Source organism: Vibrio scophthalmi LMG 19158 (genome assembly GCF_000222585.1).
Taxonomy (GTDB): Bacteria; Pseudomonadota; Gammaproteobacteria; order Enterobacterales; family Vibrionaceae; genus Vibrio; species Vibrio scophthalmi.
Genome location: NZ_AFWE01000213.1, coordinates 20,733 through 44,202, shown reverse-complemented (window position 1 = coordinate 44,202; position 23,470 = coordinate 20,733). Strand labels below are relative to the sequence as shown.

Below are 23,470 nucleotides of genomic sequence, written 5' to 3'. Positions count from 1 at the left end.
AGCGTTGATTAATGAACCATAAATTTCATCACCGCTTCTTTTACTAAGCGTGATTTATCTTTCGTGAGGGGCTCCATCAATTGAGAGGCGTCATTGGCGCGACTTAATATCTCAGGCAACTGCGCGCGACGTCCGGCGTAAAGATAAGCTAAGGTTTGGGCAAAACTACCTTGATCTTTGTGGTCGTAAATGCCGCGCGCGTGGTTTTGAATAAACTCGCAACACACATCAAACTGAGTATGTTTGATACAGAAACGCGTAATATGAGCTAGGTTCACGCCAATTTCGATTAGCCAATTCAACATAAACTGCATGGCTTCTTCGCTGGTTTCTCTTAAGCGTTGGCTTTCACGTACTTTTTCAAAGTACTCATTAAAATCGATTTCACCTTGTTCGAGCCTGTGTAGTAACCAACACTTTTCATAGTTTTCATCCAGCACTTTAAAGCCGTGGCAATCTTGGTTAAGCAGTAGTTTAGCCAATCTATTACGGCGCGGTTTATCTAGCGTCCAAATAAACTGGTTCATACTGTATAAACGATATTCGTCTAGGCTAGGGCGGAAACCATCCATTGCGAGGTGAGCATTATACAAATTAGCGATGCTGTCATAGTCGATCTCGCCTTCCAGGTAGGCCCATGTTTGTTCGCATAAATGCTCGATACGCGCAGTGGTATCTTGCAGTTCAGCAATGCGTGCCAGTAGAGTTTTATTTTCTACTTCTGAATTGAAAATCAGTAACGTACCGCGCGGCAATGAGTGTTGGTAGCTGTCTAGTGGCACTTCATGATCGGCCATTAGAATGATATTTTGCTCACCACATTGTTGCAGTACTGTGCTCTTTAACCAAGAGCAACCGTCGACATAGCAAGGTTTGTCGTGCACGGTATGCTGATCTGACGCGATAGGTTTGAGTAGATTTTCCGGCGCGTCATCGCCATCGCCAACGTAGAGGCAAGCTTGACCATATTCATATGCTAGCGCGTTTTCCCATGATCGAATATTCAAACGCACCATCAATTTTAATGCACGTTTGAAATCATGCTCAATATCTAAACTAACCTCAGGGTATTTGAGTGATACATCATGCAGAAAGCCGATTTTAGTATGTTCATTAATGTACTTTAGGCCTTCACACATCGCTTCAGCTTTTTTACGATCAATACTGCCAAACATACCGGTTGCGGTGCTGGTTATCTCACTATAAGCATCCAACCATTGCTGATAGCACTTGTTATCGTGGAAGTGACGGCTCATTTCGTAGGCATTTAATTGACCTGACTTGATGCCCGCTTTTTCTAACTGCTCTGTTACGTTAATTTCATCAAGGGGAGTGTTGATGGTGACGTCCCACGGCTCATCAGAGTGAGCACGCATGATGTTACGCGCAACGCGTACTGGCGCGAGAGCGATCAAGAATCTCCATAGGCGATCTGCTTGAACGCGCAACGGAAGTGGCAGTTGTCGCAACCAGAAGGCAATCAGAGTAAAGCGTTGGAAATCGTCATCGCGATCATGAAATAACGTGTAGCCAGGTTGATACTCACTGAATTTGTTGACGTGAAGCTCACCGCGATTGACATCATCACGGTATAAGTGAGGGGTTATTAGAGCAAGTAGCTCGGCTTGATCATCTTCCGGTTTATCGGCGGTGAAATACGCCTTAATACGCGTGATATCAGCATCGATTAAACCAGAGTTAGGAAAGTGGTGATCATCGCGAACTCGGCATGATCGTATGATTTTGGCCGCCGCCATCTGCCAAATGTGTTGCTCGTTGAGGAAGTTGAATAGTGCTTCAGTAACGTCATCCCCAATACGCTGGTTGAAATCGTTGAATAACTGATAGCTTGCGAGAGCGAAAAACCCCATATCAGCGAGCTCACAGTCTGCCCAAAGTTTGGGATGGCACAGTTCTCGGGAGGTGCGCAGCACGCTATCGACACGTTGAAAGTGAAGTTTGTAGAGAATTTCGTCTCGATCGATAAAAGTGCCAAAAATAGATTGCACGTCACGCGCGAGCGCGGGGTCTAATCCTTCAAGTGCACTCAGTATTCCGTTCGTGGCAGTCGTTGTGGCGGTTGTTGTTTCATTGACTGAACCGTTGATGACAGCCTCGTCAAGTTGGCTATAACGACGATAATAATCTTGACGTGATAGTAGTGGCTCGTCTTCTTCGGTGAGTGATTCCATCATATATTCGTTGAATTCACGTTTACCGAGCGCGCGGTAGAAGACATCGACGATGCGAAGATATTGTTCTCGGCGCGCAGCAAGCAGTGTGATATCGCTATCGAGTGTCACCGTTAGAGTCGTGGTTAGGCCGTTAGCGAGTTCAATCGTTGATTCATCCCCAAAGTGGTCGGTGAGTAGATCGTCGCGAGCCAAATCGAGAATATTCTCTATTTCATCAAGAATTCCGCGGTTGTTGTACTGCCATGAACAGAGCTGATCGTCAATGTGTTCAAACATGAGCGGCGCATGTGCTTTAGCCAGAGGGATCAATTCAATTTCATTGATAGCATCAAGCGCATCGCGCTCGGTGCCGCTTTCGATATAGAGCCATAAGCGATCACCTTGCGGCATCGCAAGAATCAGTGGTTTTAGTACTTCAGTGCCGTAGTTGAGGTCATAACGATGTTCGTCTCGTTCTTGATAGGCTTTATAACGGGCACGTTTTCTTAGTGCACTTTCAGCGGGTTTGACCAGTAGACCGTCAACTTGCCCTTTTACCATTCCTTGTAGATCATAGGCCTCATTTTCTAACGTACTGCCCATAAAGGGCTGTTGCATAAAGGCGTCTTCAAGATCGTCATCGTAAAAATGACGACGGCGTGGAAAGAGCGTTTCATATAGCCACACGACGGGATTGCAACCGCTGAGATCTTCTTCCTCATCACTATGTTCATCGTAGGAATACAGCAGTACCGGTTCTGCTTGAAAACGTTCGATGACACTTTGTTTAAAAGTGCCATATTGGCATGGGTTTTCAGTTAGGTATTCACCTAGGGTCTGGTGGGTTTGGGCATCGCTATAGGGATTGTTCATAAACATGCCTAAGCGAAAGCTGGCGTTGTCACACCATATATAGGCTTTGATTACTTCAGGGTGCCAGCCAAGTTCAGCCAAAAATTCCGCTAAATAGTTAATGCAATCACCGGTATGGTCTTCATCCCAGTACGGGAAGAAAAACTGTCCGAGTAGGTAGAGGTATTGTAGATCGGTTTTTGCCAGCATATAAACGGCTTCAACACCGAATACGTCCGTGTCGTCAATCCAGATTTCGTCTGTGTCGTTAACGCGACGGCTGTAATCCACGATGGCTTTGACCGTTGCAACGATGGTCTCTTTAAGTTCTGGGTACTGCAATGCGGCCGCAAAAAGAATAGGCTCTGAAATGTAAACTTCGGATTGATCGGTGATCTCTTCGTTTAGATACCTTTCGCTACCGCCTTGGCCTTTAATTAAGGCCGATTTTAATAAACCAAAGTTGCTACCGGCATCACTGGTTTGTAAACGACGCACTTTACCTGCGTTGCTGTGTCTAAACTCGACATCAAACTGCTCTTCTTTAAAGGCTTCGCCGCAGATCAGCATGGTTTGATATTGGATGAGTGCCGCTTTGATTTGCTGAGGTTCTTGGATATCGAGGGTGATAATTTTATTTTTATCGAATTGGTTCATGAGGCGTAATGTGCTGTTAATTAACTGCAAATACAGTAGCTTAAAACCACTATGAGAAACAGCGCTACCATTGATAAATCATAGGCTAATTGGTGCTTATGTAGGTTTTATCACTTTAAAATTTCTATTTGCTAGTTGAAGGATAATCAGTGTGATTGATTTGTATTGTTTTAATTAGCTGTTGCTATGTGAACGGGCTTTGTAATGATCGAGAGTGAAATGGTTATTTTCGATGTGCAACATCAAGCGGTATAATGGGATAAAGTTTCGATGTATTGCTTGGGTATAAAATGAGAAAACACTACACAGTTGAAGGCGATATCAATGCTAAAAAAGCCAAAGATGCCTATCCAAAGTTGGCGCTATGCGAAACCTGCGTGAGCGGTTATATCGTGATCAGTGAAGGTGAGCGTACCTATGATCAGTGTGCTAAATGTGGTGCTGACGACTAACGTTTCGTTTATCAATATGAAAAAGGTCAGCATAAGCTGACCTTTTGTATTCTGGAGCAAAAATCCGGATTAACGCTCAGAGAAACTCAATTGAACGTCGTCTGTTTGCTTGTGCATCCAGCGTAGTCGAGAACCCAGCATAAGCGCACCAGAAGAAAGGCCAATAATAAAGCCAATCCAGAATCCATGAGCGCCCATTGGTTCGACGATCCAATCGGTCATACCTAAGATGTAGCCCGATGGTAAGCCGATAATCCAATACGCGATAAAGGTACGGTTAAAGATCGCTGCCATATCTTTGTAGCCACGCAATGCACCTGCAGCAACGACTTGGATTGCGTCCATACATTGATAAATCGCCGCCAGTAGCAATAATTGCATCGCTAGATCAATAACTTGACGGTTATCTGTGTAGAGCAGCGCTATTTGTTCACGGAATAGAACCGTAAGTAGTGCCGTGGTTAACGACATCGCTAGCGCGACCAATAAGCCAACTCGTGATGCGACTTTTGCACCATCGGTACTGCGTTCGCCAAGGCGGTAGCCGACACGAATACTCGTTGCTGCGCCCACACTCATCGGTAACATAAAGATCAGTGATGAGAAGTTGATTGCCACTTGGTGAGCAGCAACAATCATTGGCCCTAGTGGGGCAACAAGCAATGCGACAATAGCAAACAGAGTCACTTCAAAAAATAACGCAGCTGCAACAGGAAAACCGAGTTTAAATAGACGAATAAGCGCCTTTAGTTCCGGTTTGTGGAACTGCTTAAACAGCTTTATGTAAGCGACGCGTTTTGCCGTCAAAACATAAAGCAGCATTAAGCCAAACATAATCCAATATACAATAGCGGTTGCCACACCACAGCCTACACCGCCCAGTTCCGGCGCGCCAAATTTGCCGTATACGAAAATCCAGTTCAGTGGAATGTTACACAGTAAGCCAACAAATCCGATAAACATCGCTGGTTTAGTGAGTGATAAACCATCGGTTAGGCTACGTAATGCTTGAAACATTAAGAACGCGGGAACTGCAAACATCACCGCATGCATGTAGCCAACCGTTTTTACTGACATGGTGACATCAACGTCCATGAGATCCAGAATTGACTGCGTTTGGAATAACACACCAATAATCGGGATTGAGATCAATAGCGCCATGACAAAACCGTGTTGGATTTGGAATGGGATTTGATCGACTTTTCCTGAACCATTTAATTGCGCGACGATAGGCACCAAGGCCATCAGTAAGCCAACACCGAATAAAATAGACGGAAGCCAAATACTTGAGGCGATAGAAACTGCAGCCATATCGATAGCACTGACGCCACCAGCCATTACAGTGTCGACGAAACCCATCCCAGTTTGTGCCACAGAGGCGATCAATACCGGGGTTGCTAACTTAATCAGTGTGTTAGCTTCTTGTTTATAACGATGCACGAAAAGAACTCCAAAAGGGGGTACACAACTCATCCCCCAACGAGTGGGTTTTGATACGAATCTGCCAAATTGCGCTTGAGACTGCAGGCGGTGCTAAGTCGGGTTTCGGGCGTCACTGGCGGTTTTTTACAGAAAAAGTAAATAAACAGCCTAGGTATGAGTGCGCTTTATATACCGCGATTTGTCAGACTGGTATGGGCGTTGTTGTGCTTAAAAATCACGCGCATTATACCGAAACTAAGCGATTCGTCGCGGCTTTTTAATTAGTTTTTAGTAAATAACAATTCAGAGTTATATTGAGGATGGAGTAGTTAATTTAAACCCAATTAAAATCAATAATATAGGTGTTATTTCTCTGTTGGTGTTTTTACGTCAATTAAGCAATGTTCACGGGTATAAAGCGCGATAAATACACGATCGATGGCTCAAGCTTGGTTGGCGGTAAGTGCTTCATTGCGTGTGCAGATTTACCAATGCACGAGCTTGCTTTAGAGTGTGTAGATTCGCGAGATTTAAAATTGTTACCGACCAAGGAGATAACCATGTTTACCGGTATAGTACAAGGCATGGCAAAAGTGGTTTCGATCGAGAAGAAACAAGATTTTCAAACGCACGTAATAGAGCTTGAGCATGTACTTGGTGCAAACCTGTCAATTGGTGCTTCAGTGGCTCACAACGGTTGTTGCCTTACCGTGACGAATATTGATGGGGCGAATGTTAGCTTTGACTTAATGCAGGCAACGTTGCAACTGACCAATTTGGGCTTACTCAATGTCGGTGATTACGTCAACGTAGAACGCGCGGCTAAGTTTGGTGATGAAATCGGTGGGCACAGTATGTCTGGCCATATTGCATTGACCGCTAAGGTGAGTGAAGTGATTGATACACCGAATAACCGCACTGTATGGTTCGACATGCCAAGTGAGGCGATGAAATATGTCCTACCGAAAGGTTATATTGGTTTGGATGGTTGCTCGTTGACTATTGGCGAGGTAGAGGAGAATCGCTTTAGCGTTCACCTGATTCCAGAAACGTTACAACGTACCTTATTTGGTTCGCGCAAGGTGGGGGATAGCATCAACGTAGAAGTTGATCCACAAACTCAAGCGATTGTTGATACCGTTGAGCGCGTATTGGCTGCTCGTTTCGCAACTGAAGGTTAGCTTGGGGCGATTAATTAATATGAAATCAGCCCATGCGAGATAAACGCATTGATCAAAAAAGAGCGCAGATGCGCTCTTTTTTGATTGGGCTAGAATATCTGTTCGTCGTCAGCATCAACGGTTAAGTCGATGCGATCCATCTGTTCGTTAACGGTGAGATTGAAATGAATAGCATTACAGCATGCCGAGCAATCATCGAAGAAATCCTGATTACCATTTGATGCGTCGAGAGTAATGCCAATTGAGTGGCCACAGTGTGGGCAGACAACCTGTTTCTCGGTGAAATTACGCATAGACTTACCTCTTCATTACCACTTGTGACGATATGGCTATCACGAATCATTGCCATAAATTAATACTACGGCGATAAGTTAGTAATGGGCGTGAATTAAGTGCAAAATTTGATTGTTGGCATAAAAATCACAGATAACCGTTCTTTATTTCGATAGCTGTGATCTAAATACTTGCAATCGCGCACACCACACAAATGTAACTCCTTGTATAATAAAGCTAATAATCATTCACCTGGTCAATGAGTTGTTGTGCTTCATCGAGGTAATGACCACCAAACAAATTGTAGTGGTTGAGTACATGGTAAAGGTTATAAATGGGTTTTCGCTCGGCATAGTGTTGATCTAAAGGCATAACACTTTGATACCCTTGATAGAATTCGGGTTTGAATCCACCAAATAACTCTGTCATCGCGATATCACATTCTCGATCACCCCAATAGCTTGCAGGGTCATAGCAAATTGGGCCTGCTGCAGAATTTGCGACGTTACCACTCCAAAGATCACCATGAAGCAGTGAAGGGCGAGGGTGATGATGCGCCAGAATAGCTTGAATTTTTTGGGTAAATTCAGCGATATCAACCAGTAAGACGCCTTTTTCCTTGATCAGCTGCAATTGCCAACCAATTCGCTGCTCGGCAAAAAATCGTGACCATTTACGATCCCATTTATTGGGTTGTAGGGTGTTGCCAAGGTAATTATCAGAATCAAAGCCATATTCTTTTTGCTCGCCCCATTGATGTAATGCCGCGAGTTGTTGCCCAAAAGTGAAACTCGCTTCGCCGTTATCAAGCGGTTTGGTGGGGAGATAATTTAAGATTAAGAAGGCATGATGTTTCGATTTGCCGAGATGAACTAATTCAGGGGCAAATACCGTACTGGTTTCGCGTAAGCATTGAATATTTTCTGCTTCAGCTTCGTACTTGGCTAAAAATTCACGCTGATTGATTTTGATAAAGTAACGCTGCTCACCGTCACTGATCATATAACTTTCGCTGATATCGCCACCGGAAAGCTTTGTTTTTTCGCGAATTACAAATGAAAACATCAATGTTTCAGATAACTGCTCGGATATTGCTTGCCACATAGCCTGCCCCTAAATCATCTAATTTCAGGTTACAGTGTAGGTTACTGACGTGATCAATTCCGACTTACAAAGCAAAGAATTCAATAATTTGAAGAGAATTAAGCAGCCTACTTGCTAAAATGTGAACAGTATCGTTGTTATAATGCTAAGCAAGATTCTGTTTCGTTAGTGCAATTTTTGTTTTCGCTTTGGCTGATACTGTGATGGCAAGATGAAAAGTACGATTTATGATCCAGCTTCACATGTTACTGGAACTGAACGATTACAATGTTGTAGATGCGCTGGTATTCCGCTTACAAAGCCATGTTACGTGAAGCCACGTCGTCACATGGCGATAAATCGCGGAATAATTCATCAATCAAATAGGTTGCATCGTTGTTTTGGGCTCTAAATATCATATCGTTACGTCGATAATTGTTAATGTGCGCCTAATTCCCGTAGTATAGATACAGAAAACAATAATTAGATGGAGATAAAATGGTTGTTGATACTGATGGTTATTTAGCCCTAGTTGAGCATCTCGCATCCAATCTCGACGTATTTTCCACAGAAGATGGCGATACGGGCAAAGAGAGCGTCGAAGATGTCGTGACTGATATGGTGGCGAGTAACATTATGGCGATCTTTGAACAGAACCCAGAATTGCATTCGAGTGTTCGCTTTAAGTTGCTCAAAGAAGCTGATTCAGTAGTGGCAGATCTCGGTGAAGTGTTAGCGGGTATGTGGACCAAAGCCGCGACAAATGAACAGATTGCCTTCCTTGATGAGTATGTTGCATTGGTTAAAAACCTGTTCGACAGCGCCGTCGCAAAATACGACTAACGCCGCTGATAGATTAGATTCAATTTGATTTAAAGTGCAGGCGGGGATGTTACTCGCCTGAATTGCCAAAAATTCCCCGCCCAATATGGGTTATCCATCCGAGAAATAATCACCCCTTTTGAAGTTGATGCATGCATGAATTGGTTTTGACCTAAGTACACACCGACATGACGTGTTGTTCGTGAGGTTTTAAAGAACACCAAATCACCGACATTGGCTTGTTCGTATGCTATCTCTTCGCCCACTTGAACTTGATATTTTGTGGTTCTTGGCAAGTTAAGTTGCGCGGCTCTTTGATAGGCGGTTTGCACGAAGGCCGAGCAATCAACGCCCTTTAAACTACTGCCTCCTAGGCGGTAAGGTGTGCCTTTCCATATTTGAAATACATCCAGGAATTCACTTTTTAATTGCTGATGGTAGGCCGTGATATCGGGGCTTAGCTCAGATTGTGATGGCGAAGAACTGCAACCCGTCAAGGCCACCGAGGAGGCAACTAATAACTTAATACTATGCTGGCGAATAACAGAGACTAATTTGATCATTGCGAGTTTTATCCGCCTTAAAGTGAAATTTTACTGTAATAGTTAAGCCATAAACTGCATTGGAACAATTGATTAACAACCCAGTGCTAGGATGCAATGACTTTATTTAATAACGCCCGATGGACCCTTTCTCTAATTCAATCTCTCACAGCCTTATTTGTTGGCTTTTTGGTTTTGATGATTGGCATAACGATTGTGAATAACAAAGGTTTGCAAGAAGTGGAGCATCACTTTACAACCTTATCAGACCGAGCGCTTCCACTCTCGTCTGCAAACGCGAAATTAACTCAATCTCTCCTTGAACAGACGAAGCAGCTTAGCTTCAGTACGCAGTCATCATCAGAAAAACAACTTGCTGCAATTGAAGCTAAAATTCGCCAATTAATCCACTATAGTCAGCAGCAAAGAAAAGAAGTTTTTGATATTTCTCACAACTTTAATCAAGCTATTTCGGAGTCACAGAAAATTCTACTGCGCGATTCGCTCGATAAGCTCAATCGTCATACCATGTCGGTGATCGCGACGCAGCGAAAGTTGTTGGCAATGCAAGTTGGTATTGATGCCGATGTTGCTGCGTTTCGTTACGGGCTTAGTTCGATTGGGCCTGAAATGAATCGTATATCATCATTTCTCTCTCTCGATAACCCAGAATCGACCGATGCGGCGAATCGCTTCATTGCCAGTGCAAGCTCGATGGAAGGAACGTTCTTGATGCTGATGATGCAAACCGACTTAACCAAAGCAGAGCAAGAATACAAAGAGATGCGTAATCGGATCGCGGGTATCAATTTGGCTTATGATGATTTTGCACAGTGGCATCCGGACATTGCCGAATTTTCAAGCCTGACAGCACCTTACGATATGGTGAATACCGGTTTCAGAGACGACGGTGTATTAAAAGAGATCTTAGCTAAGTTAGAACTGGTTAAGCAGCAAAATAAGCAAACCGCACAAGCACAAGCTTTGGCACTACAGATAATTGACACCCTTAATCAAATATCCTCTTCAGCAGAATCATTGATAGCAAAAAGTCAGTCTGTGGTTAAGAGCACCATATCCTCTTTATCTAATACGTTGTTACTTGCTTGTAGTGTGAGTGCTGTGGTGATAGTGACATTGTGGATTGTTTTACGTCGATGGTTAAAGGGCGGTCTGAACCAAGTATTAGAACAATTGAACCGCGTCTCAGAGCAAGACTTTCGTCAGCGCGTGAATCAGCAAGGACCTGACGAAATACAACAGGTATCCGCTCGCTTGAATCGCCTTATTGATACAACAAGTGAGTCGCTAAACTCCGTGACGAGCAACTGTGAAATACTGTATCAAACGGCTCAATTGAGTCACGATGCGGCAGACTCATCTAATCACAGCTTAGAAGCACAAAACGATGCGTTGACAGAGATGGTGACCACAATTACTCAACTAGAAGCTTCGATAAAAGAAATTGCGACGGTCACCAATGAGTCACACGATGAATCGAAAATTGCGGAACAGTATTCAACGCAAGGTGTGGTTGCGATAGAGGATAACCGTGTGCGATTGAAGGCTTTAGAGCAAACGTTAGATACTAATGAACAATCAATGATTGCACTTGATAGCCGTGTGAAGCGAATTTGCGAAATGGTCGATTTGATTTCTGGCATCGCTGAAAATACTAACTTACTGGCACTCAACGCGGCTATTGAAGCGGCGAGGGCGGGAGAGCAAGGTCGAGGCTTTGCTGTGGTTGCTGATGAAGTGCGTAAGTTGGCACGTGATACCTCCGATCAAACCAGCAATATTCGCCATAATATGAATGAGCTGGTGGCAGCCGCAGATCAGTCGCGTCTTGCGGTAGAGGGTACTCGCAAAGAGATGGTGTCTGCATTGGAATCAAGCCAGCAAGTGAAAAGTGCGTTTAATGATATTGAACATTCTGTTGGACTGATCCGTTCTCGTTTTGAACAAATCTCAGTGGCAACCGAGCAGCAACAACGCGCAACTGCAGAAGTGAGCCGCGCAATCACCCAAGTTTCTCATCAAGGCGATGATACTAAGACTCAGCTAGAGGCGATGTTAGAAAACGCGCAGCAAGTAGCACAGATCGCCAAAGACCAACAACAGATGCTGCATAAGTATCGTTTAAGGTAGAGCGGCGATTGAATCGAGAGGCGAGAGCGCTACGCTCCGAGAGCAGAGAGAGATTTGAGAGTATAGAACGCTACGCTTCTCGCCTCTCGCTTCTACAGTCTAGACTCTCGCACTCTCGCACTCTCTCGAATCTCAACCCTATTGGCGACGAAATGGCTGCGTTAGCATCTTATCCAACCATTGTTCGCGTGGGGTGCGGAACTCGGGTACACCAATTTTTACCTTGTCATGACCTAATTCAGGTTGGGCGCGATAGGTACCGAAAAGTCGATCCCAAATCGACAAGAAAAAACCGAAGTTAGAGTGCGTTTCTTTAACGATCACAGAGTGATGTACGCGGTGCATATCTGGGGTGACGATCGCCTTGCGTAACACCTTATCGAGATTGAGTTGCAGTTTGGCGTTGCTGTGATTAAACATCGCGCTAACGTTGAGGATGACCTCAAATAGCAATACGGCCAGCGGTGAAATGCCAAATGAAACCACGATGGCGATTTTTATACACATCGAGATGATCATTTCAATGGGGTGAAAGCGGGCGCCGGTGGTGACATCAATATCCTGATCGGCATGGTGCATCCGATGCAAGCGCCATAACCATGGTACAGCATGAAAAATGACATGTTGAACATAAATGGCTAAATCCAGTAGCACGACAGAAATTACCACCCCAAGCCAAGCGGGTAGGGACAGCCAATGAAATAGCCCTATGTTGGCTTGCTGAGCCCACAAAGCCGCCTCAAGCGCAAGCAGAGGCATAAAGAGGTTCAAACAGAGCGAGTTAAAACCGATTAGACCAATATTGTTAAGCCAACGTTGCCCTTTGCTTTGAGTGAGCGCTTTGCGTGGCACAAGCCATTCCCACAAACCACACAGTACTAAAGTGGACAGAAAAAAGCTCAGCCGAATCATATCTGGGTTTTGCATTAAGTATCCTTACGCTTTCAACTTGCAACTGACGCCATGGCGAGTAGAATTTGTCGCCCGAATATTATTATCAATGAATCCGAATGAGAATCCACGCATTTCATCGTCTTTTCCTCCATAGACAAGCAGTAGCAACACGAGTATTCAATGCCAGAGGCAGCAAAGTGGTCCGTTGTGACTACTGCCAAGTGGCTACTAAGTACTGTGTTTGTGCCTATCAACCAGACATCGACACCGATGTGGCGGTGATGCTGATCGTTTCGGAAAGTGAAGTCTTTAAGCCAAGTAACACCGGCCGCTTGATCTTAGACGCAGTGAAAGAAGGCTATGTATATCAATGGAATCGCACCGAGCCGGCACCTGAGATGATTGCGTTGTTGCAAGATGAAAACTATCAGCCGTTTATTGTCTTTCCAGACGAATACGTTGATGTGAAATCGCGCTTGATTGGACAACCGGCACAGCAGTTTTGCCAAGGCAAGAAACCGTTGATGATTTTGCTAGATGGTAGCTGGCGTGAAGCACGCAAAATATTCCGCAAGTCGACCTACCTGCAGCATTTGCCAGTTTTATCGATTCAGCCACAAGTGTTATCGCAATATATGATGCGTAAGTCCGAAAATGAACAGCATCTTTCGACGGCAGAAGTTGCGGTATTAGTACTGGAACAACTGGGTGAGCAACAGGCATCAAAAATGCTCGATGAGTGGTTTGCAGTCTTCCGAGAAACCTATTTATTAAGCAAAACGCGAATCAAGCCTGATTTAACCCGTCCTGCCTTAAAGCACTACCTTGCCGCAAATCCAGAGTTAGACAATTGATTTGGTTGGTTAAACCCTGTTCAATTGATTTATAAATGGTCATAGGTCACGGATTGTGACTACTGCCTTATGGATAATGACCCAAGTTTTGGATTTTATAAATTATATTCTGGGAGTGAATACAATGTACTACGGCTTTGACGTGGGTGGCACCAAGATTGAGTTTGGCGCATTCAATGAGAAATTAGAACGTGTTGCGACAGAGCGCGTGCCTACGCCAACCAGCGATTACCAAGCACTACTTGACGCGATTGCGGGCTTGGTAAACAAATATGATCAAGAGTTCAACTGCGAAGGTAAGATTGGCCTTGGTTTGCCTGGCATGGAAGATGCTGATACTGGTGCGATCCTAACGGTAAATATTCCTGCGGCGAAAGGTAAGTTGCTGCGTAAAGATCTTGAAGCGAAAATTGGTCGTACTGTTAAAGTCGACAACGACGCGAACTGTTTTGCGCTTTCGGAAGCGTGGGATGAAGAATTAAAAGATTCGCCATCGGTGATGGGGTTGATCCTTGGTACTGGTTTTGGCGGTGGCTTGATTTACGATGGTCAAGTATTCTCAGGTCGTAACCACGTAGCGGGTGAAATGGGCCATATGCGTCTACCTATCGATGCATGGTTCCACCTTGGCGAGAATGCGCCACTACTTGATTGTGGCTGTGATAAGAAAGGTTGTATCGATAATTACCTTTCTGGTCGTGGTTTTGAATTGCTGTACGCTCACTACTTTGGTGAAGAGAAGAAAGCGATTGAGATCATTAAAGCACAAGCAGAAGGCGAACCTAAAGCCGTTGAACACGTTGAACGCTTTATGGAGCTCTTGGCGATCTGTTTTGCTAACCTGTTTACTGCAAATGATCCACACGTCGTGGTTCTTGGTGGCGGTCTATCAAACTTCGATATGATCTACGATGAAATGCCAAAGCGTATTCCGAAACATCTGCTTTCTGTGGCGAAGTGTCCTAAGATTGTAAAAGCGAAACATGGTGATTCAGGCGGCGTTCGCGGCGCGGCATTCTTGAACATCAAGTAATTGCTAATTACTTCTGATCAAAATGCAAAAGGGCTTCCAGTTGGAAGCCCTTTTCTTCATTAGTGCTTTTCTTGCATCTGCACGGCGTGATTACTTGTGCTTTTTACCCACACCCAAGTTCTCTTTTGGCTTGAGGGTAATTTTACCAAAGCCTAATTTCTTAAAGTGGTTGTCACGATAGTTACGTACCGCTTTGGTATCAGAGATCAGTTCAAGTTGGATTTCCATTTTTAGGAAATCAGTAATATCAATGCCTTCAGCCTCTGCAACCGCTTCATGGATATTGTGGTGTTGCTGATAAGAGAAAAGCAGTTCTTTCTCTTCGTCTTTGTAAGTATAAATAATTGTACGAGCCATAGTGTTACTGCTTCTAATTCGCTAAATAGGAAGGCCAGCAGAGTAGGCTGGCCTTGAATGGGCTAGATTCTGCCTTGAAGTGGGATGATTGTCACGCTTTCTCCGACTTTTACTGTATCAACCGCCGGTGAAATTTCGATAAGACAATTTGCTTCACTCATTGAACGTAAAATACCCGAACCTTGTTTGCCGGTAGTGTGCACTGTTAGGCGACCCGCTGGATCGATCTGGAATACGCCGCGGCTATATTCAGTACGACCTTGGCGTGAGCGCAAATCTTCAGTAGCGATCGCATTCACTTTCAGTGGTTGCCAGTTGCGCTCACCTTGCATTTTACGCAAAGCCGGCTCAACAAAGTTGATAAACGACACCATGACGGCCACTGGGTTACCCGGTAAGCCAAAGAAAGGTTTTTCGTTTACCTGACCAAAAGCGAGTGGACGGCCCGGACGCATATTGATACGCCAAAAATCGATTTTGCCTAGTTTATCAAGCGCGAGTTTCACGTAGTCCGCATCACCCACCGATACACCACCTGATGTAATGATCACATCTGTTTGCAGGCTGGCTTTTTCGATCGCATCAATCATCACTTGTTCGTTATCTTCTAAGATACCGTAGTCGATGACTTCGCAACCCAGTTTTTGCAACATTCCCATGATGGTAAAACGATTTGAATCGTAAATCGTATTGGGCTTTTGTTCACTGCCCGGCGCTTGGACTTCGTCACCGGTGGAGAACAAGCCAACTTTTAATTGACGTGCTACTTGAGCTTGACCAAAACCAAGGGAGGCGAGCATGCCCATTTCAGCGGATTCGATGCGCGTGCCTTTGCTAAACACGTCGCTACCTTGCGCTAAGTCTTCACCCGCTTGACGGACATTTTGTCCGCGTTTGATGAATGCTCCAGGGAACGTGACGTGGTCACCGTTGGCTTGCGCTTGTTCACGCATAATAACGGTATCAGCACCTGCTGGCATTGGGGCGCCAGTCATAATTTTTACTGCTTGGCCTGGTTGCAATTCACCTTGGTAAGCGTGGCCAGCCATCACTTCAGCAACAACGTGATAGCTTGGAGTTTCAGCCTCGTCGTTGACAATATCATCGCCACGAATGGCAAAACCATCCATGGCTGAATTGGTGTATTGCGGCACATTGACTGGCGAGGCAACATCGATAGCCAGCACTCGGTTGTAACTTGCTTCAATCGGGCACGATTCAGCCTCTGTGACTTCATTGACCAGCGATAAGATTTTCTCTTGGCCTTGTGTGACTGAAAGAAAAGCAGGGGACAATATGTCGCAGCATGAGGACGCAGGCTTATCGATTTGCGTGTTGCTTACGTTGTCACAACATGATTTTCCGTTTGAGGCAACAAAGTTGAGAATAAACTGAGTAATGGCATCAAGATCGTTGATGTCCATTTGTGGTAGCTCACTGTCAGTTACTTTGCTGTCTGCGGCGATGGCAATAATGTTGTCGTCACTTGGATAAAGCCATGGCTTGCCCACTTCGTCGCGGTGCAGTTCAATTTTTGGGAAGGCGATGTTTTTGCAACCCTCCACTAGGATCACATCAAGCTTTTGTTGATCGAAACGGCTAAGCAGAAAATGAAATTCTGATTCTTCTTCTGGTGTTTCTGTCATCAATGCGTAGCGATTACGCGATGAAATCAGCATTTGGCTCGCGCCCGCTTTACGTAGGCGGTAGCTATCTTTACCCGGCTGATCGACATCGAAATTATGGTGAGCATGCTTGAGCATACCAATACGTAAACCGGCTTCAGTCAACTTAGGCAAAAGCGCTTCAATGAGGGTCGTTTTGCCTGTGCCGGAGTAGGCGGCAAATCCAATTACAGGAATTAAGTGGCGTGCTGTCATGATTCTAGAGTCCCAAATTGAGCCAGTTCTTGCGGCGTATTTAGATTAACAAAACAGTTTGGCGAGTCGCTAAAGTCTACATATGAGGTGTTGCATTCTTTGTAGAGTAGGATGATTTTACGATCGCCACGCTCTAAAAACGCCGTCAGTTTAGGTAATACGCGTTTATGATAGAGAGTAAATACCGGTTGCTGATGGTCACCATCGTGGGCGACCAAGATGTCGCTTTCTGGTGTCACTTGTGCGCAGAAACGGGCCACCAAATCATGGTTGATTTGTGGGCTGTCGCAAGGGACAAAACCGACCCAATCGGTATCGGCGTGCACTAGGCCGGCATGAATACCACCCATTGGGCCTGGGTAATCAGCAAAATGGTCGCTAAACACGGGACCAAAGCATTGATATTGGCTTTGATTGCGGTTCGCGTTAATTAAGATGCTAGGGGTCTGTGGTGACAAGCGTTCAATAACGTGCTGTATAAGCGGCTTATTATTTAGTTCGATAAGACCTTTATCTTTGCCACCCATGCGGCTGGCTTGACCGCCAGCCAAAATAACCCAACTAGTTTGCGTTGGATGTAGCATAGTCGCTCTCTTGTTTTTCATCAGTGATGATCTGTAGCAGCGGTGACTCTATCAGAGTTGATTCTTTTATCCACCACTGTTTACGGCATAAATCGGTTAAGGCGTTCTTTTGGTGGCTGGTGATGACAATACTGGAGCCTTTTTCGAGCAAATCTTTCGCCAACAATACTAAGCGGTCAATGGATTCTTGATCTAACGAGGCACTCGGTTCATCCATCAATAAAATTGAAGGGGTAAGAATCCACGCTCTCGCCATCGCGACGCGTTGTTTTTCTCCGCCAGAAAGGACAGAAATATGTTCGTCGGCAAGGGTTTCTAAGCCGACTTTGCGCAGTGCAAAGATCACCGCAGCACGTTTGTCTTGCGATGACATTTTTTGATAGCGAATACCGTAAGCGACGTTTTGATAGACAGAACCATCAAAAAGGTAAGGGGCTTGGTGTAAATACACCACGTCACGGCGGCCACTTCGAGCCGATATACGTTGAATAAAACTGTCGTGTGGCGCGATGACTTTTCCAGTGGTTGGCTTGAGTAGGCCGGATAAAATTTTCAGTAAAGTGGTTTTACCTACGCCGTTATCACCTTTTAAGTAAATTGCGTCATTTGGACCAATCGATAATTCAGGAATATGAAACAGCACTCGATTCTTAAATCGCATTGAGAGCTGTTGTGCAGTTATTTTTATTGTCATACAGCGCCCTTAGTTTCTCAAATAGCCACGACCGCGCATGCTACCTAACATAAAGTTTAGCAGCAGTGCCAGCGAGAGTAATACTATTCCCAGCGCAACGCCCTGAGCGAATGCACCTTTATGGCTCTCCATCGAGATTGCGGTTGGAATATTGCGCGTTACGCCCATGATATTACCACCAACCATCATCGAACAACCGACCTCGGTCACGATGCGAGAAAAAGCCGTAATTGTTGCAGCAAGAAGAGGAAAGCGAGTTTCCCAAATCATAGTCGCCGCGACGCGACATGGTGAGGCACCCAGTGTGATCGCCGTTTCTACAGCACGGCGGTCACTTGATTGAAGTGAGCCATGCATCATGGCAACCAAAACAGGGAAGCAAATCAGCATTTGGCCGAACACCATCGCCTTTTGGGTGAAGAGCATTTGCCAATCACCAAGTGGGCCTGCGCGAGACAGCAACATGTAAAGCAGCAAGCCAATCACCACGGTTGGGACGGCTTGCAGAGTATTGATAATCGATAGAAAAAACCATTTGCCACGAAAATCCGTGTAAGCAAGGATGAACGAGAACAGAATCGCTGGCAACAACACCAGAGATATCGCAGTCAAAGAGACATTAAATGAGACCGCAACAATGGCTAGCAGGTCAGGATCAAAGGCGACCAAAAGTGCCAGCGCGTCTAGTGTAGTTTGCCAGAGACTCATGAATGATTATTTCTCGTTCGCGTTAGCGACAAATAGGTGCTTACCATTGATGGTAAAGTTATTAATTAACTCTTGGCCACGTGGGTTGACTAGCCAGTCGCTAAATACTTTCGCGCCTTGGTAGTTGATCGTTGGGTAGCGCTCAGGGTTAACAAGGATGACTTGGTAAGGGTTAAATAGGTTTTTGTCACCTTGGAACAGGATATCAAGAGCCAATTTATTTTGGTAAGCCAGCCAAGTGCCACGGTCAGTCATGGTATAGCCTTGCATTTCTGACGCCATGTTTAGTGTAGGGCCCATGCCTTGACCTACCGAGCGGTAGCCACCAAAGTTAGGTTCAATTTTGGTTTGTTCCCAGATGCCTTTTTCTTTCTTGTGCGTACCAGAATCATCGCCACGAGAAACGAAAGTAGAGTTGGTTTTTGCAATGTTTTTAAATACGTCGAAGACATCTTTCTGCTGAGCAACTTTCGCAGGATCGGCTTCAGGGCCAACAATAACGAAGTCGTTGTACATCAATTTACGCGGTAATACACCGTAGCCATGATCAACGAAGCTGGCTTCTGCTTTCGGTGCGTGAGTCATCACCAAATCAACATCACCGTTTTCACCCATTTTAAGGGATTTACCGGTGCCTGCCGCGATCACATCCACTTTGTAGCCAGTGTCTTTTTCAAACTCAGGCAAGATGTAATCGAGTAAGCCAGAATGGTATGTACTGGTGGTGGTTGCTAAACGAATATGTGGTTGTTCGTCCGCTGCGCTTGCGGTGTGGCTAAATAAAACAAGTGACGCTGCTGCTAAGGTATAACTGATTGTTGCTTTCATTGTAATGTTTTCCATATTGTTTGCCGTTAGGCGTCAATTTCACTACCTACGAATGGCGATAGCCAAAAATTGGCTGCTATGCCTTAAGCAAACTAAATGCCAAGATTTCAGCCTGTTTTTCAAGCAGATTAGGTTGATTTTGTGGACAAAAAGGGGCTTTGGGACAATTTGTCGCACTATTGCTCGATCCCAGTGATAAAACCTTGGTACACTCTGTCCCAATGACTGTGATTTTAACCGAGAAAACCTATGTCTACTTCTTTAGATGCAAACAAACTCTCTCAATATCAAGCATTTTCAGTTCTGGTTGTCGATGACGAGGCTGGTATGCAGGCGATTTTACAAAAAGCGCTCAGTAAATGGTTTTCGAAAGTGGATACTGCTGGCAGCATCGAGCAAGCAGAAACCTTACGTATTGCTAATCACTATGACCTTATTATTTTAGACATTAACTTACCCGGACGCTCAGGTATTGAGTGGGAAGAAGCGTTTAATGATGAAGAGCGCAGAGCCGATGTGATCTTCATGACCGGTTATGCCGATCTGGAAACGGCGATCTCAGCACTCAAACTGGGGGCGACCGACTTCATCCTCAAGCCTTTTAATCTGAGCCAAATGCTGCAATCAGTACAACGCTGTATGGATAAGCGCTTGAATGAGCGTTTGCAATATGCGCTGCATCGGGATGTCAAACGTCATATCACCACTGAGATCGCAGGCACTTCCGATAAAACCCGTCAACTCAAGCAGTTGATTAGCCAGTTTGCACCCTCACGCGCTTCAGTATTGATCGAAGGCGAGTCGGGGACTGGTAAAGAACTGGTGGCACGCGGCGTTCATGAGGCCAGTGGCCGTAAAGGGCCTTTTGTACCTATTAACTGTGGTGCAATTGCCCCTGAATTATTGGAAAGTGAGCTGTTCGGTCATACCATGGGCGCCTTTACCGGCGCGAAGAAAAGCCGTGAGGGTTTGTTCCGTGTCGCGAGTGGCGGCACGCTGTTTTTGGATGAAATTGGTGAAATGCCACTGGCAATGCAATCGGCACTGCTGCGTGTGTTGGAACAGCGTACGATTCGTCCGGTTGGTGGTGAGAAAGAAGTCAGTGTTGATGTACGCGTTGTCGCTGCAACTAACCGTAACTTGCAAGAAGAAGTGAAGTGCGGACGCTTCCGTGAAGATCTGTTTTATCGCCTTAATGTGCTAAAAATTGATGTTGCGCCACTGCGTGAGCGGAAATCCGATTTGTGTGAATTGGTGCCTCATTTTACCAAAATGCTCTCTATGGAGTTGGGTATCGCTGATCCTAAGTGGGCACATGAAGACATTGAGGCGATGCAAAATTACGATTGGCCGGGCAATATTCGTGAATTAAAAAACCTGATTGAGCGCTGTATTCTTCTGGCTAAGCCACCCGCGCATTACTGGCGAGAACTGGCGGGCAGCCAAGTTCAACCGAGTATTTCAGTTACGGTCTCTTCTGGTTCAGAGTTAATAGAAGTGGCTGAACCACAAAAAGCGCAGGGCAAAGGTTACCCTAACTCATGGTCTCTTAAAGAAGTTGAAAAATCACACATTCAACAGTTAGTGGATTTCCATGATGGTAACAAGTCGGCTGCGTCACGCGATTTAGGCGTGGCACGCAAAACCTTAGAGCGCAAATTTAAAGAGTGGGAAGCAGAGGATATGGGCTATGGCCAATAATGGCGGTGCTTCGCGCACGGGATTGATTGCAAAGTGGCGCTACCGTTTTAAAAGTATGGTTCGCTACCGCTTGATGATCCTCACCTCCGCGCCCATCTTTCTCACCCTGCTGGCGTTAATTTGTATCACCATTTATTGGTCGATTCATTATACATGGCAAAGTGCCTTGCTTGATGTTTCCGAGCGTTTAGGCGTCGCAAATAACAGTATCGAGCTGATCCAGCAAAAACAGGCGAATCATGTTAAAGCTTTTGCAGAATCTTACGATTTTCGTATTAAGTTAGAAAGCAACGTAAGTGAAGATGAACTGCAACAATGGATTGCAGAACAAAAGAAACGTTACAGCTTAGATTTTCTTTGTTTACATAGGGTTGATGATCTCAGCAATCAATTTCGTTACCTAGATACGACGCAAGGTGAATCCTTCTTTGACCTACTGTCTGAGCAAGAACTGAATGCGCTCGATAGCGATTTAGCTAAACGTGCACAAGTGCCGATTTTAGACAGCCAGGAGATTGAGAATCGCGGATTGGTGAGCCGTACAGTGATCCCGGTGGAAGATAACAGCGGTCAATTGGTCGGTTTTCTTGATGGTGGCTTGCTGCTTAACAACAGCACAGTGTTGGTCGATCAAATTCGCGATCTGATTTACTCCAGTCGTGAAGATAGCTTACGTCCAATTGGTACGCTGACACTGTTTTTGGATGATCTTCGTGTCAGTACTAATGTGCCGCTTGATAGCAATGGCGGATTAGGCCGTGCAATCGGCACTCCAGTCTCTGATGTTGTTCGTGAAGCCGTGTTGATTAATGGCGAACAGTGGGTCAATCGAGCGTATGTTTATGATGCTTGGTATATCACTGCTTATGAACCGATTCTTGATCGAGAAGACAATGTCATCGGCATGCTCTACACCGGCTATCTGATTTGGCCATTTCTTAAAGCCTATATGACCAACATTGCCGAGATCAGCATTACGACGGTATTCTTATTACTGGTCTCAGGGTTGATGGTTTATCGTGGCTCGCGAGATTTGTTCAATCCGATTGAGCACATTCACCGTGTGGTGAAGATGATTCAACTGGGCAAAGATACACGCATTGGGCCACTTGGTCTCGATGATGAGCATGAATTGGCACAGTTGGCGAAACAGTTCGATAATATGTTGGATTTGCTACGTCAGCGTAAAAACGAACTTAAAAATGCCGCCGTTGAGTTGGAAGAAAAAATTCAGCAACGCACGGCCAGTTTGGAAGAGAAGACCACCGAACTGGAGTTGCATATTCAGCTGCTGCATCAGACCCGCGATAAGTTAGTTGTGCATGAAAAGCTGGCTGCGTTAGGGGAGTTAACCGCAGGTATTGCTCATGAGATTAATAATCCGAGCGCGGTGATCCTCGGCAACGTGGAGTTAATTCAATTTGAATTAGGTGAAGAATCTGAACGCGTCAAAGATGAGTTAGAAGCGATCCATGCGCAAATTGACCGTATTCGAAACATTACCCGTAGCTTGCTGCAATATAGTCGCCAAGGTGGCGTGCAAGATGAAGTGACTTGGCAGCATGTGAATCCAATCATCGAAGAGAGTATTACGCTGGTTAAAACGGGCAGTAAGAAACGGGATATTGAATTTGTCACCGACTTGCACGCTCACACCTCGGTTGAGATCAATCGCCATCAACTGTTGCAAATTTTAGTTAACCTGCAGATGAATGCGATTCATGCCATGCAAGGAAAAGGTCGCTTAACCGTTATTAGTGAAGATTGGAGTGAAGGGGGGATCGCCAAAGGTGCTTTGATTCACATTGAAGATGAAGGTTGCGGCATTAAGCCTGAAAATCTCAAGCGTATTTTCTCGCCATTTTATACCACTAAACGTGAAGGCACCGGCTTAGGACTTTCAGTCTCACAGAGTATTTTGAGCCAAACAGGCGGCGAATTGACGGCAACCTCTGAGTGGGGAGAAGGCAGTCGATTTACTATTCGTTTACCGAATAAAGCTGAAACGCATTTGCTTATTTCCACTCGCAGTTAAAGATCGTTACTGATTGAAAAGCACCTGAATTAGGTGCTTTTTTTATGTCATTTTTTTGTTGGCTGTAAATTGCTCGCATTCGGCATAAAGAACAATCGTCTAAATCCTTGGCTACTTTTATTTATATTTTATATGAATTATTACAAAGTCATTTAATTTGGCAATAAATCACTTATTCAATCATTGAGTACGAATCATTTGGAATAGAGATCTAAGTTAACAAAACTGTCATTGGCTTGTCTTGGAATAAACGCTCTAAAATTCTAGTCGAAGGGGCCTCTTCGTATCTGATT

Annotated in this window: 20 protein-coding genes; 8 read left to right on the top strand and 12 right to left on the bottom strand. The window is 45.0% G+C overall.

Annotated elements, in window-relative coordinates; translation table 11 throughout:
• Nucleotides 1-8 precede the first annotated feature (8 nt).
• Nucleotides 9-3,683, bottom strand: a complete 3,675-nt coding sequence (locus RH88_RS19030) for a hypothetical protein (RefSeq protein ID WP_005599090.1) — start codon at nt 3,681-3,683, stop codon at nt 9-11.
• Between the two features lie 290 nt (nt 3,684-3,973).
• Between RH88_RS19030 and RH88_RS23765 the strand changes: the two genes are divergently transcribed.
• Nucleotides 3,974-4,135 carry a hypothetical protein gene (locus RH88_RS23765; RefSeq protein ID WP_005599088.1) on the top strand — a complete coding sequence of 54 codons (162 nt, stop codon included), beginning with the start codon at nt 3,974-3,976 and terminating at the stop codon, nt 4,133-4,135.
• 69 nt (nt 4,136-4,204) lie between these two features.
• Here RH88_RS23765 and RH88_RS19020 read toward each other — a convergent pair whose 3' ends face one another.
• Entirely contained in the window at nt 4,205-5,575 is a 1,371-nt protein-coding gene (locus RH88_RS19020) for an MATE family efflux transporter (RefSeq protein ID WP_005599086.1), read from the bottom strand.
• Nucleotides 5,576-6,117: 542 nt separating this feature from the next.
• Between RH88_RS19020 and RH88_RS19010 the strand changes: the two genes are divergently transcribed.
• The gene (locus RH88_RS19010; RefSeq protein ID WP_005599083.1) at nt 6,118-6,738 is read left to right on the top strand and encodes a riboflavin synthase; all 621 of its coding nucleotides are present in this window, start codon (nt 6,118-6,120) and stop codon (nt 6,736-6,738) included.
• An 89-nt stretch (nt 6,739-6,827) separates the two neighbouring features.
• Here the strand turns inward: RH88_RS19010 and RH88_RS19005 are convergent, their stop codons facing one another.
• Together RH88_RS19005 and RH88_RS19000 are read right to left on the bottom strand one after the other, a co-directional pair.
• Complete coding sequence (locus RH88_RS19005; RefSeq protein WP_005599081.1) at nt 6,828-7,031, bottom strand: CPXCG motif-containing cysteine-rich protein; 204 nt, start codon at nt 7,029-7,031, stop codon at nt 6,828-6,830.
• A gap of 217 nt (nt 7,032-7,248) precedes the next feature.
• Nucleotides 7,249-8,115 (bottom strand): fructosamine kinase family protein, encoded by an 867-nt coding sequence (locus RH88_RS19000; protein ID WP_005599079.1) that lies wholly within the window; start codon nt 8,113-8,115, stop codon nt 7,249-7,251.
• Nucleotides 8,116-8,592: 477 nt separating this feature from the next.
• Here RH88_RS19000 and RH88_RS18995 point away from each other — a divergent pair, with 477 nt between their 5' ends.
• Complete coding sequence (locus RH88_RS18995; RefSeq protein ID WP_005599076.1) at nt 8,593-8,937, top strand: DUF3802 family protein; 345 nt, start codon at nt 8,593-8,595, stop codon at nt 8,935-8,937.
• 29 nt (nt 8,938-8,966) lie between these two features.
• Here the strand turns inward: RH88_RS18995 and RH88_RS18990 are convergent, their stop codons facing one another.
• A complete protein-coding gene (locus RH88_RS18990; protein WP_005599074.1) occupies nt 8,967-9,479 on the bottom strand; it encodes an NlpC/P60 family protein in 513 nt (170 codons plus the stop codon).
• 96 nt (nt 9,480-9,575) lie between these two features.
• Between RH88_RS18990 and RH88_RS18985 the strand changes: the two genes are divergently transcribed.
• Complete coding sequence (locus tag RH88_RS18985) at nt 9,576-11,609, top strand: methyl-accepting chemotaxis protein (protein ID WP_005599072.1); 2,034 nt, start codon at nt 9,576-9,578, stop codon at nt 11,607-11,609.
• A gap of 138 nt (nt 11,610-11,747) precedes the next feature.
• On the opposite strand, the gene RH88_RS18980 is transcribed toward RH88_RS18985, so the two are convergent.
• Nucleotides 11,748-12,536 (bottom strand): sterol desaturase family protein, encoded by a 789-nt coding sequence (locus RH88_RS18980; RefSeq protein WP_005599071.1) that lies wholly within the window; start codon nt 12,534-12,536, stop codon nt 11,748-11,750.
• 83 nt (nt 12,537-12,619) lie between these two features.
• On the opposite strand from RH88_RS18980, the gene RH88_RS18975 reads away from it, so the two are divergent.
• The gene (locus RH88_RS18975; RefSeq protein WP_040758036.1) at nt 12,620-13,357 is read left to right on the top strand and encodes a tRNA-uridine aminocarboxypropyltransferase; all 738 of its coding nucleotides are present in this window, start codon (nt 12,620-12,622) and stop codon (nt 13,355-13,357) included.
• 124 nt (nt 13,358-13,481) lie between these two features.
• Nucleotides 13,482-14,390: an N-acetylglucosamine kinase gene (gene nagK, locus RH88_RS18970; RefSeq protein WP_005599068.1), complete on the top strand. Its 909-nt coding sequence runs from the start codon at nt 13,482-13,484 to the stop codon at nt 14,388-14,390.
• Between the two features lie 90 nt (nt 14,391-14,480).
• Here nagK and RH88_RS18965 read toward each other — a convergent pair whose 3' ends face one another.
• From RH88_RS18965 to RH88_RS18940, 6 genes are all read right to left on the bottom strand, one after another.
• Nucleotides 14,481-14,747 carry a DUF2960 domain-containing protein gene (locus RH88_RS18965; RefSeq protein ID WP_005599066.1) on the bottom strand — a complete coding sequence of 89 codons (267 nt, stop codon included), beginning with the start codon at nt 14,745-14,747 and terminating at the stop codon, nt 14,481-14,483.
• Between the two features lie 62 nt (nt 14,748-14,809).
• Nucleotides 14,810-16,627: a bifunctional molybdopterin-guanine dinucleotide biosynthesis adaptor protein MobB/molybdopterin molybdotransferase MoeA gene (locus tag RH88_RS18960; protein ID WP_005599064.1), complete on the bottom strand. Its 1,818-nt coding sequence runs from the start codon at nt 16,625-16,627 to the stop codon at nt 14,810-14,812.
• Complete coding sequence (gene mobA, locus RH88_RS18955; RefSeq protein WP_005599062.1) at nt 16,624-17,211, bottom strand: molybdenum cofactor guanylyltransferase MobA; 588 nt, start codon at nt 17,209-17,211, stop codon at nt 16,624-16,626. Before mobA ends, RH88_RS18960 begins: the two co-directional genes overlap by 4 nt.
• On the bottom strand, nt 17,189-17,905 hold the full coding sequence (locus RH88_RS18950; RefSeq protein ID WP_005599060.1) for an energy-coupling factor ABC transporter ATP-binding protein: 717 nt from the start codon (nt 17,903-17,905) through the stop codon (nt 17,189-17,191). The genes mobA and RH88_RS18950 overlap by 23 nt, the downstream gene beginning before the upstream one ends.
• A gap of 9 nt (nt 17,906-17,914) precedes the next feature.
• Nucleotides 17,915-18,613: an ABC transporter permease gene (locus RH88_RS18945; protein ID WP_005599059.1), complete on the bottom strand. Its 699-nt coding sequence runs from the start codon at nt 18,611-18,613 to the stop codon at nt 17,915-17,917.
• Between the two features lie 6 nt (nt 18,614-18,619).
• Complete coding sequence (locus tag RH88_RS18940; protein WP_005599057.1) at nt 18,620-19,441, bottom strand: ABC transporter substrate-binding protein; 822 nt, start codon at nt 19,439-19,441, stop codon at nt 18,620-18,622.
• A 249-nt stretch (nt 19,442-19,690) separates the two neighbouring features.
• On the opposite strand from RH88_RS18940, the gene RH88_RS18935 reads away from it, so the two are divergent.
• Together RH88_RS18935 and RH88_RS18930 are read left to right on the top strand one after the other, a co-directional pair.
• On the top strand, nt 19,691-21,142 hold the full coding sequence (locus tag RH88_RS18935) for a sigma-54-dependent transcriptional regulator (protein ID WP_005599056.1): 1,452 nt from the start codon (nt 19,691-19,693) through the stop codon (nt 21,140-21,142).
• Nucleotides 21,132-23,177 (top strand): sensor histidine kinase, encoded by a 2,046-nt coding sequence (locus RH88_RS18930; protein WP_005599055.1) that lies wholly within the window; start codon nt 21,132-21,134, stop codon nt 23,175-23,177. The genes RH88_RS18935 and RH88_RS18930 overlap by 11 nt, the downstream gene beginning before the upstream one ends.
• Nucleotides 23,178-23,470: the final 293 nt, after the last annotated feature.

Excerpts from the sequence above, each read along its gene's own strand:
- RH88_RS18960 (WP_005599064.1), bottom strand. The coding sequence starts at position 16,627 with ATGACAGCACGCCACTTAATTCCTGTAATTGGATTTGCCGCCTACTCC.
- RH88_RS18985 (WP_005599072.1), top strand. The coding sequence starts at position 9,576 with ATGACTTTATTTAATAACGCCCGATGGACCCTTTCTCTAATTCAATCT.
- RH88_RS18975 (WP_040758036.1), top strand. The coding sequence starts at position 12,620 with ATGAGAATCCACGCATTTCATCGTCTTTTCCTCCATAGACAAGCAGTA.
- RH88_RS18990 (WP_005599074.1), bottom strand. The coding sequence starts at position 9,479 with ATGATCAAATTAGTCTCTGTTATTCGCCAGCATAGTATTAAGTTATTA.
- RH88_RS18980 (WP_005599071.1), bottom strand. The coding sequence starts at position 12,536 with ATGCAAAACCCAGATATGATTCGGCTGAGCTTTTTTCTGTCCACTTTA.
- RH88_RS18995 (WP_005599076.1), top strand. The coding sequence starts at position 8,593 with ATGGTTGTTGATACTGATGGTTATTTAGCCCTAGTTGAGCATCTCGCA.
- RH88_RS23765 (WP_005599088.1), top strand. The coding sequence starts at position 3,974 with ATGAGAAAACACTACACAGTTGAAGGCGATATCAATGCTAAAAAAGCC.
- RH88_RS19030 (WP_005599090.1), bottom strand. The coding sequence starts at position 3,683 with ATGAACCAATTCGATAAAAATAAAATTATCACCCTCGATATCCAAGAA.
- RH88_RS18940 (WP_005599057.1), bottom strand. The coding sequence starts at position 19,441 with ATGAAAGCAACAATCAGTTATACCTTAGCAGCAGCGTCACTTGTTTTA.
- RH88_RS18935 (WP_005599056.1), top strand. The coding sequence starts at position 19,691 with ATGTCTACTTCTTTAGATGCAAACAAACTCTCTCAATATCAAGCATTT.
- RH88_RS18950 (WP_005599060.1), bottom strand. The coding sequence starts at position 17,905 with ATGACAATAAAAATAACTGCACAACAGCTCTCAATGCGATTTAAGAAT.
- mobA (WP_005599062.1), bottom strand. The coding sequence starts at position 17,211 with ATGCTACATCCAACGCAAACTAGTTGGGTTATTTTGGCTGGCGGTCAA.
- RH88_RS18945 (WP_005599059.1), bottom strand. The coding sequence starts at position 18,613 with ATGAGTCTCTGGCAAACTACACTAGACGCGCTGGCACTTTTGGTCGCC.
- RH88_RS19010 (WP_005599083.1), top strand. The coding sequence starts at position 6,118 with ATGTTTACCGGTATAGTACAAGGCATGGCAAAAGTGGTTTCGATCGAG.
- nagK (WP_005599068.1), top strand. The coding sequence starts at position 13,482 with ATGTACTACGGCTTTGACGTGGGTGGCACCAAGATTGAGTTTGGCGCA.
- RH88_RS18965 (WP_005599066.1), bottom strand. The coding sequence starts at position 14,747 with ATGGCTCGTACAATTATTTATACTTACAAAGACGAAGAGAAAGAACTG.
- RH88_RS19005 (WP_005599081.1), bottom strand. The coding sequence starts at position 7,031 with ATGCGTAATTTCACCGAGAAACAGGTTGTCTGCCCACACTGTGGCCAC.
- RH88_RS19000 (WP_005599079.1), bottom strand. The coding sequence starts at position 8,115 with ATGTGGCAAGCAATATCCGAGCAGTTATCTGAAACATTGATGTTTTCA.
- RH88_RS18930 (WP_005599055.1), top strand. The coding sequence starts at position 21,132 with ATGGCCAATAATGGCGGTGCTTCGCGCACGGGATTGATTGCAAAGTGG.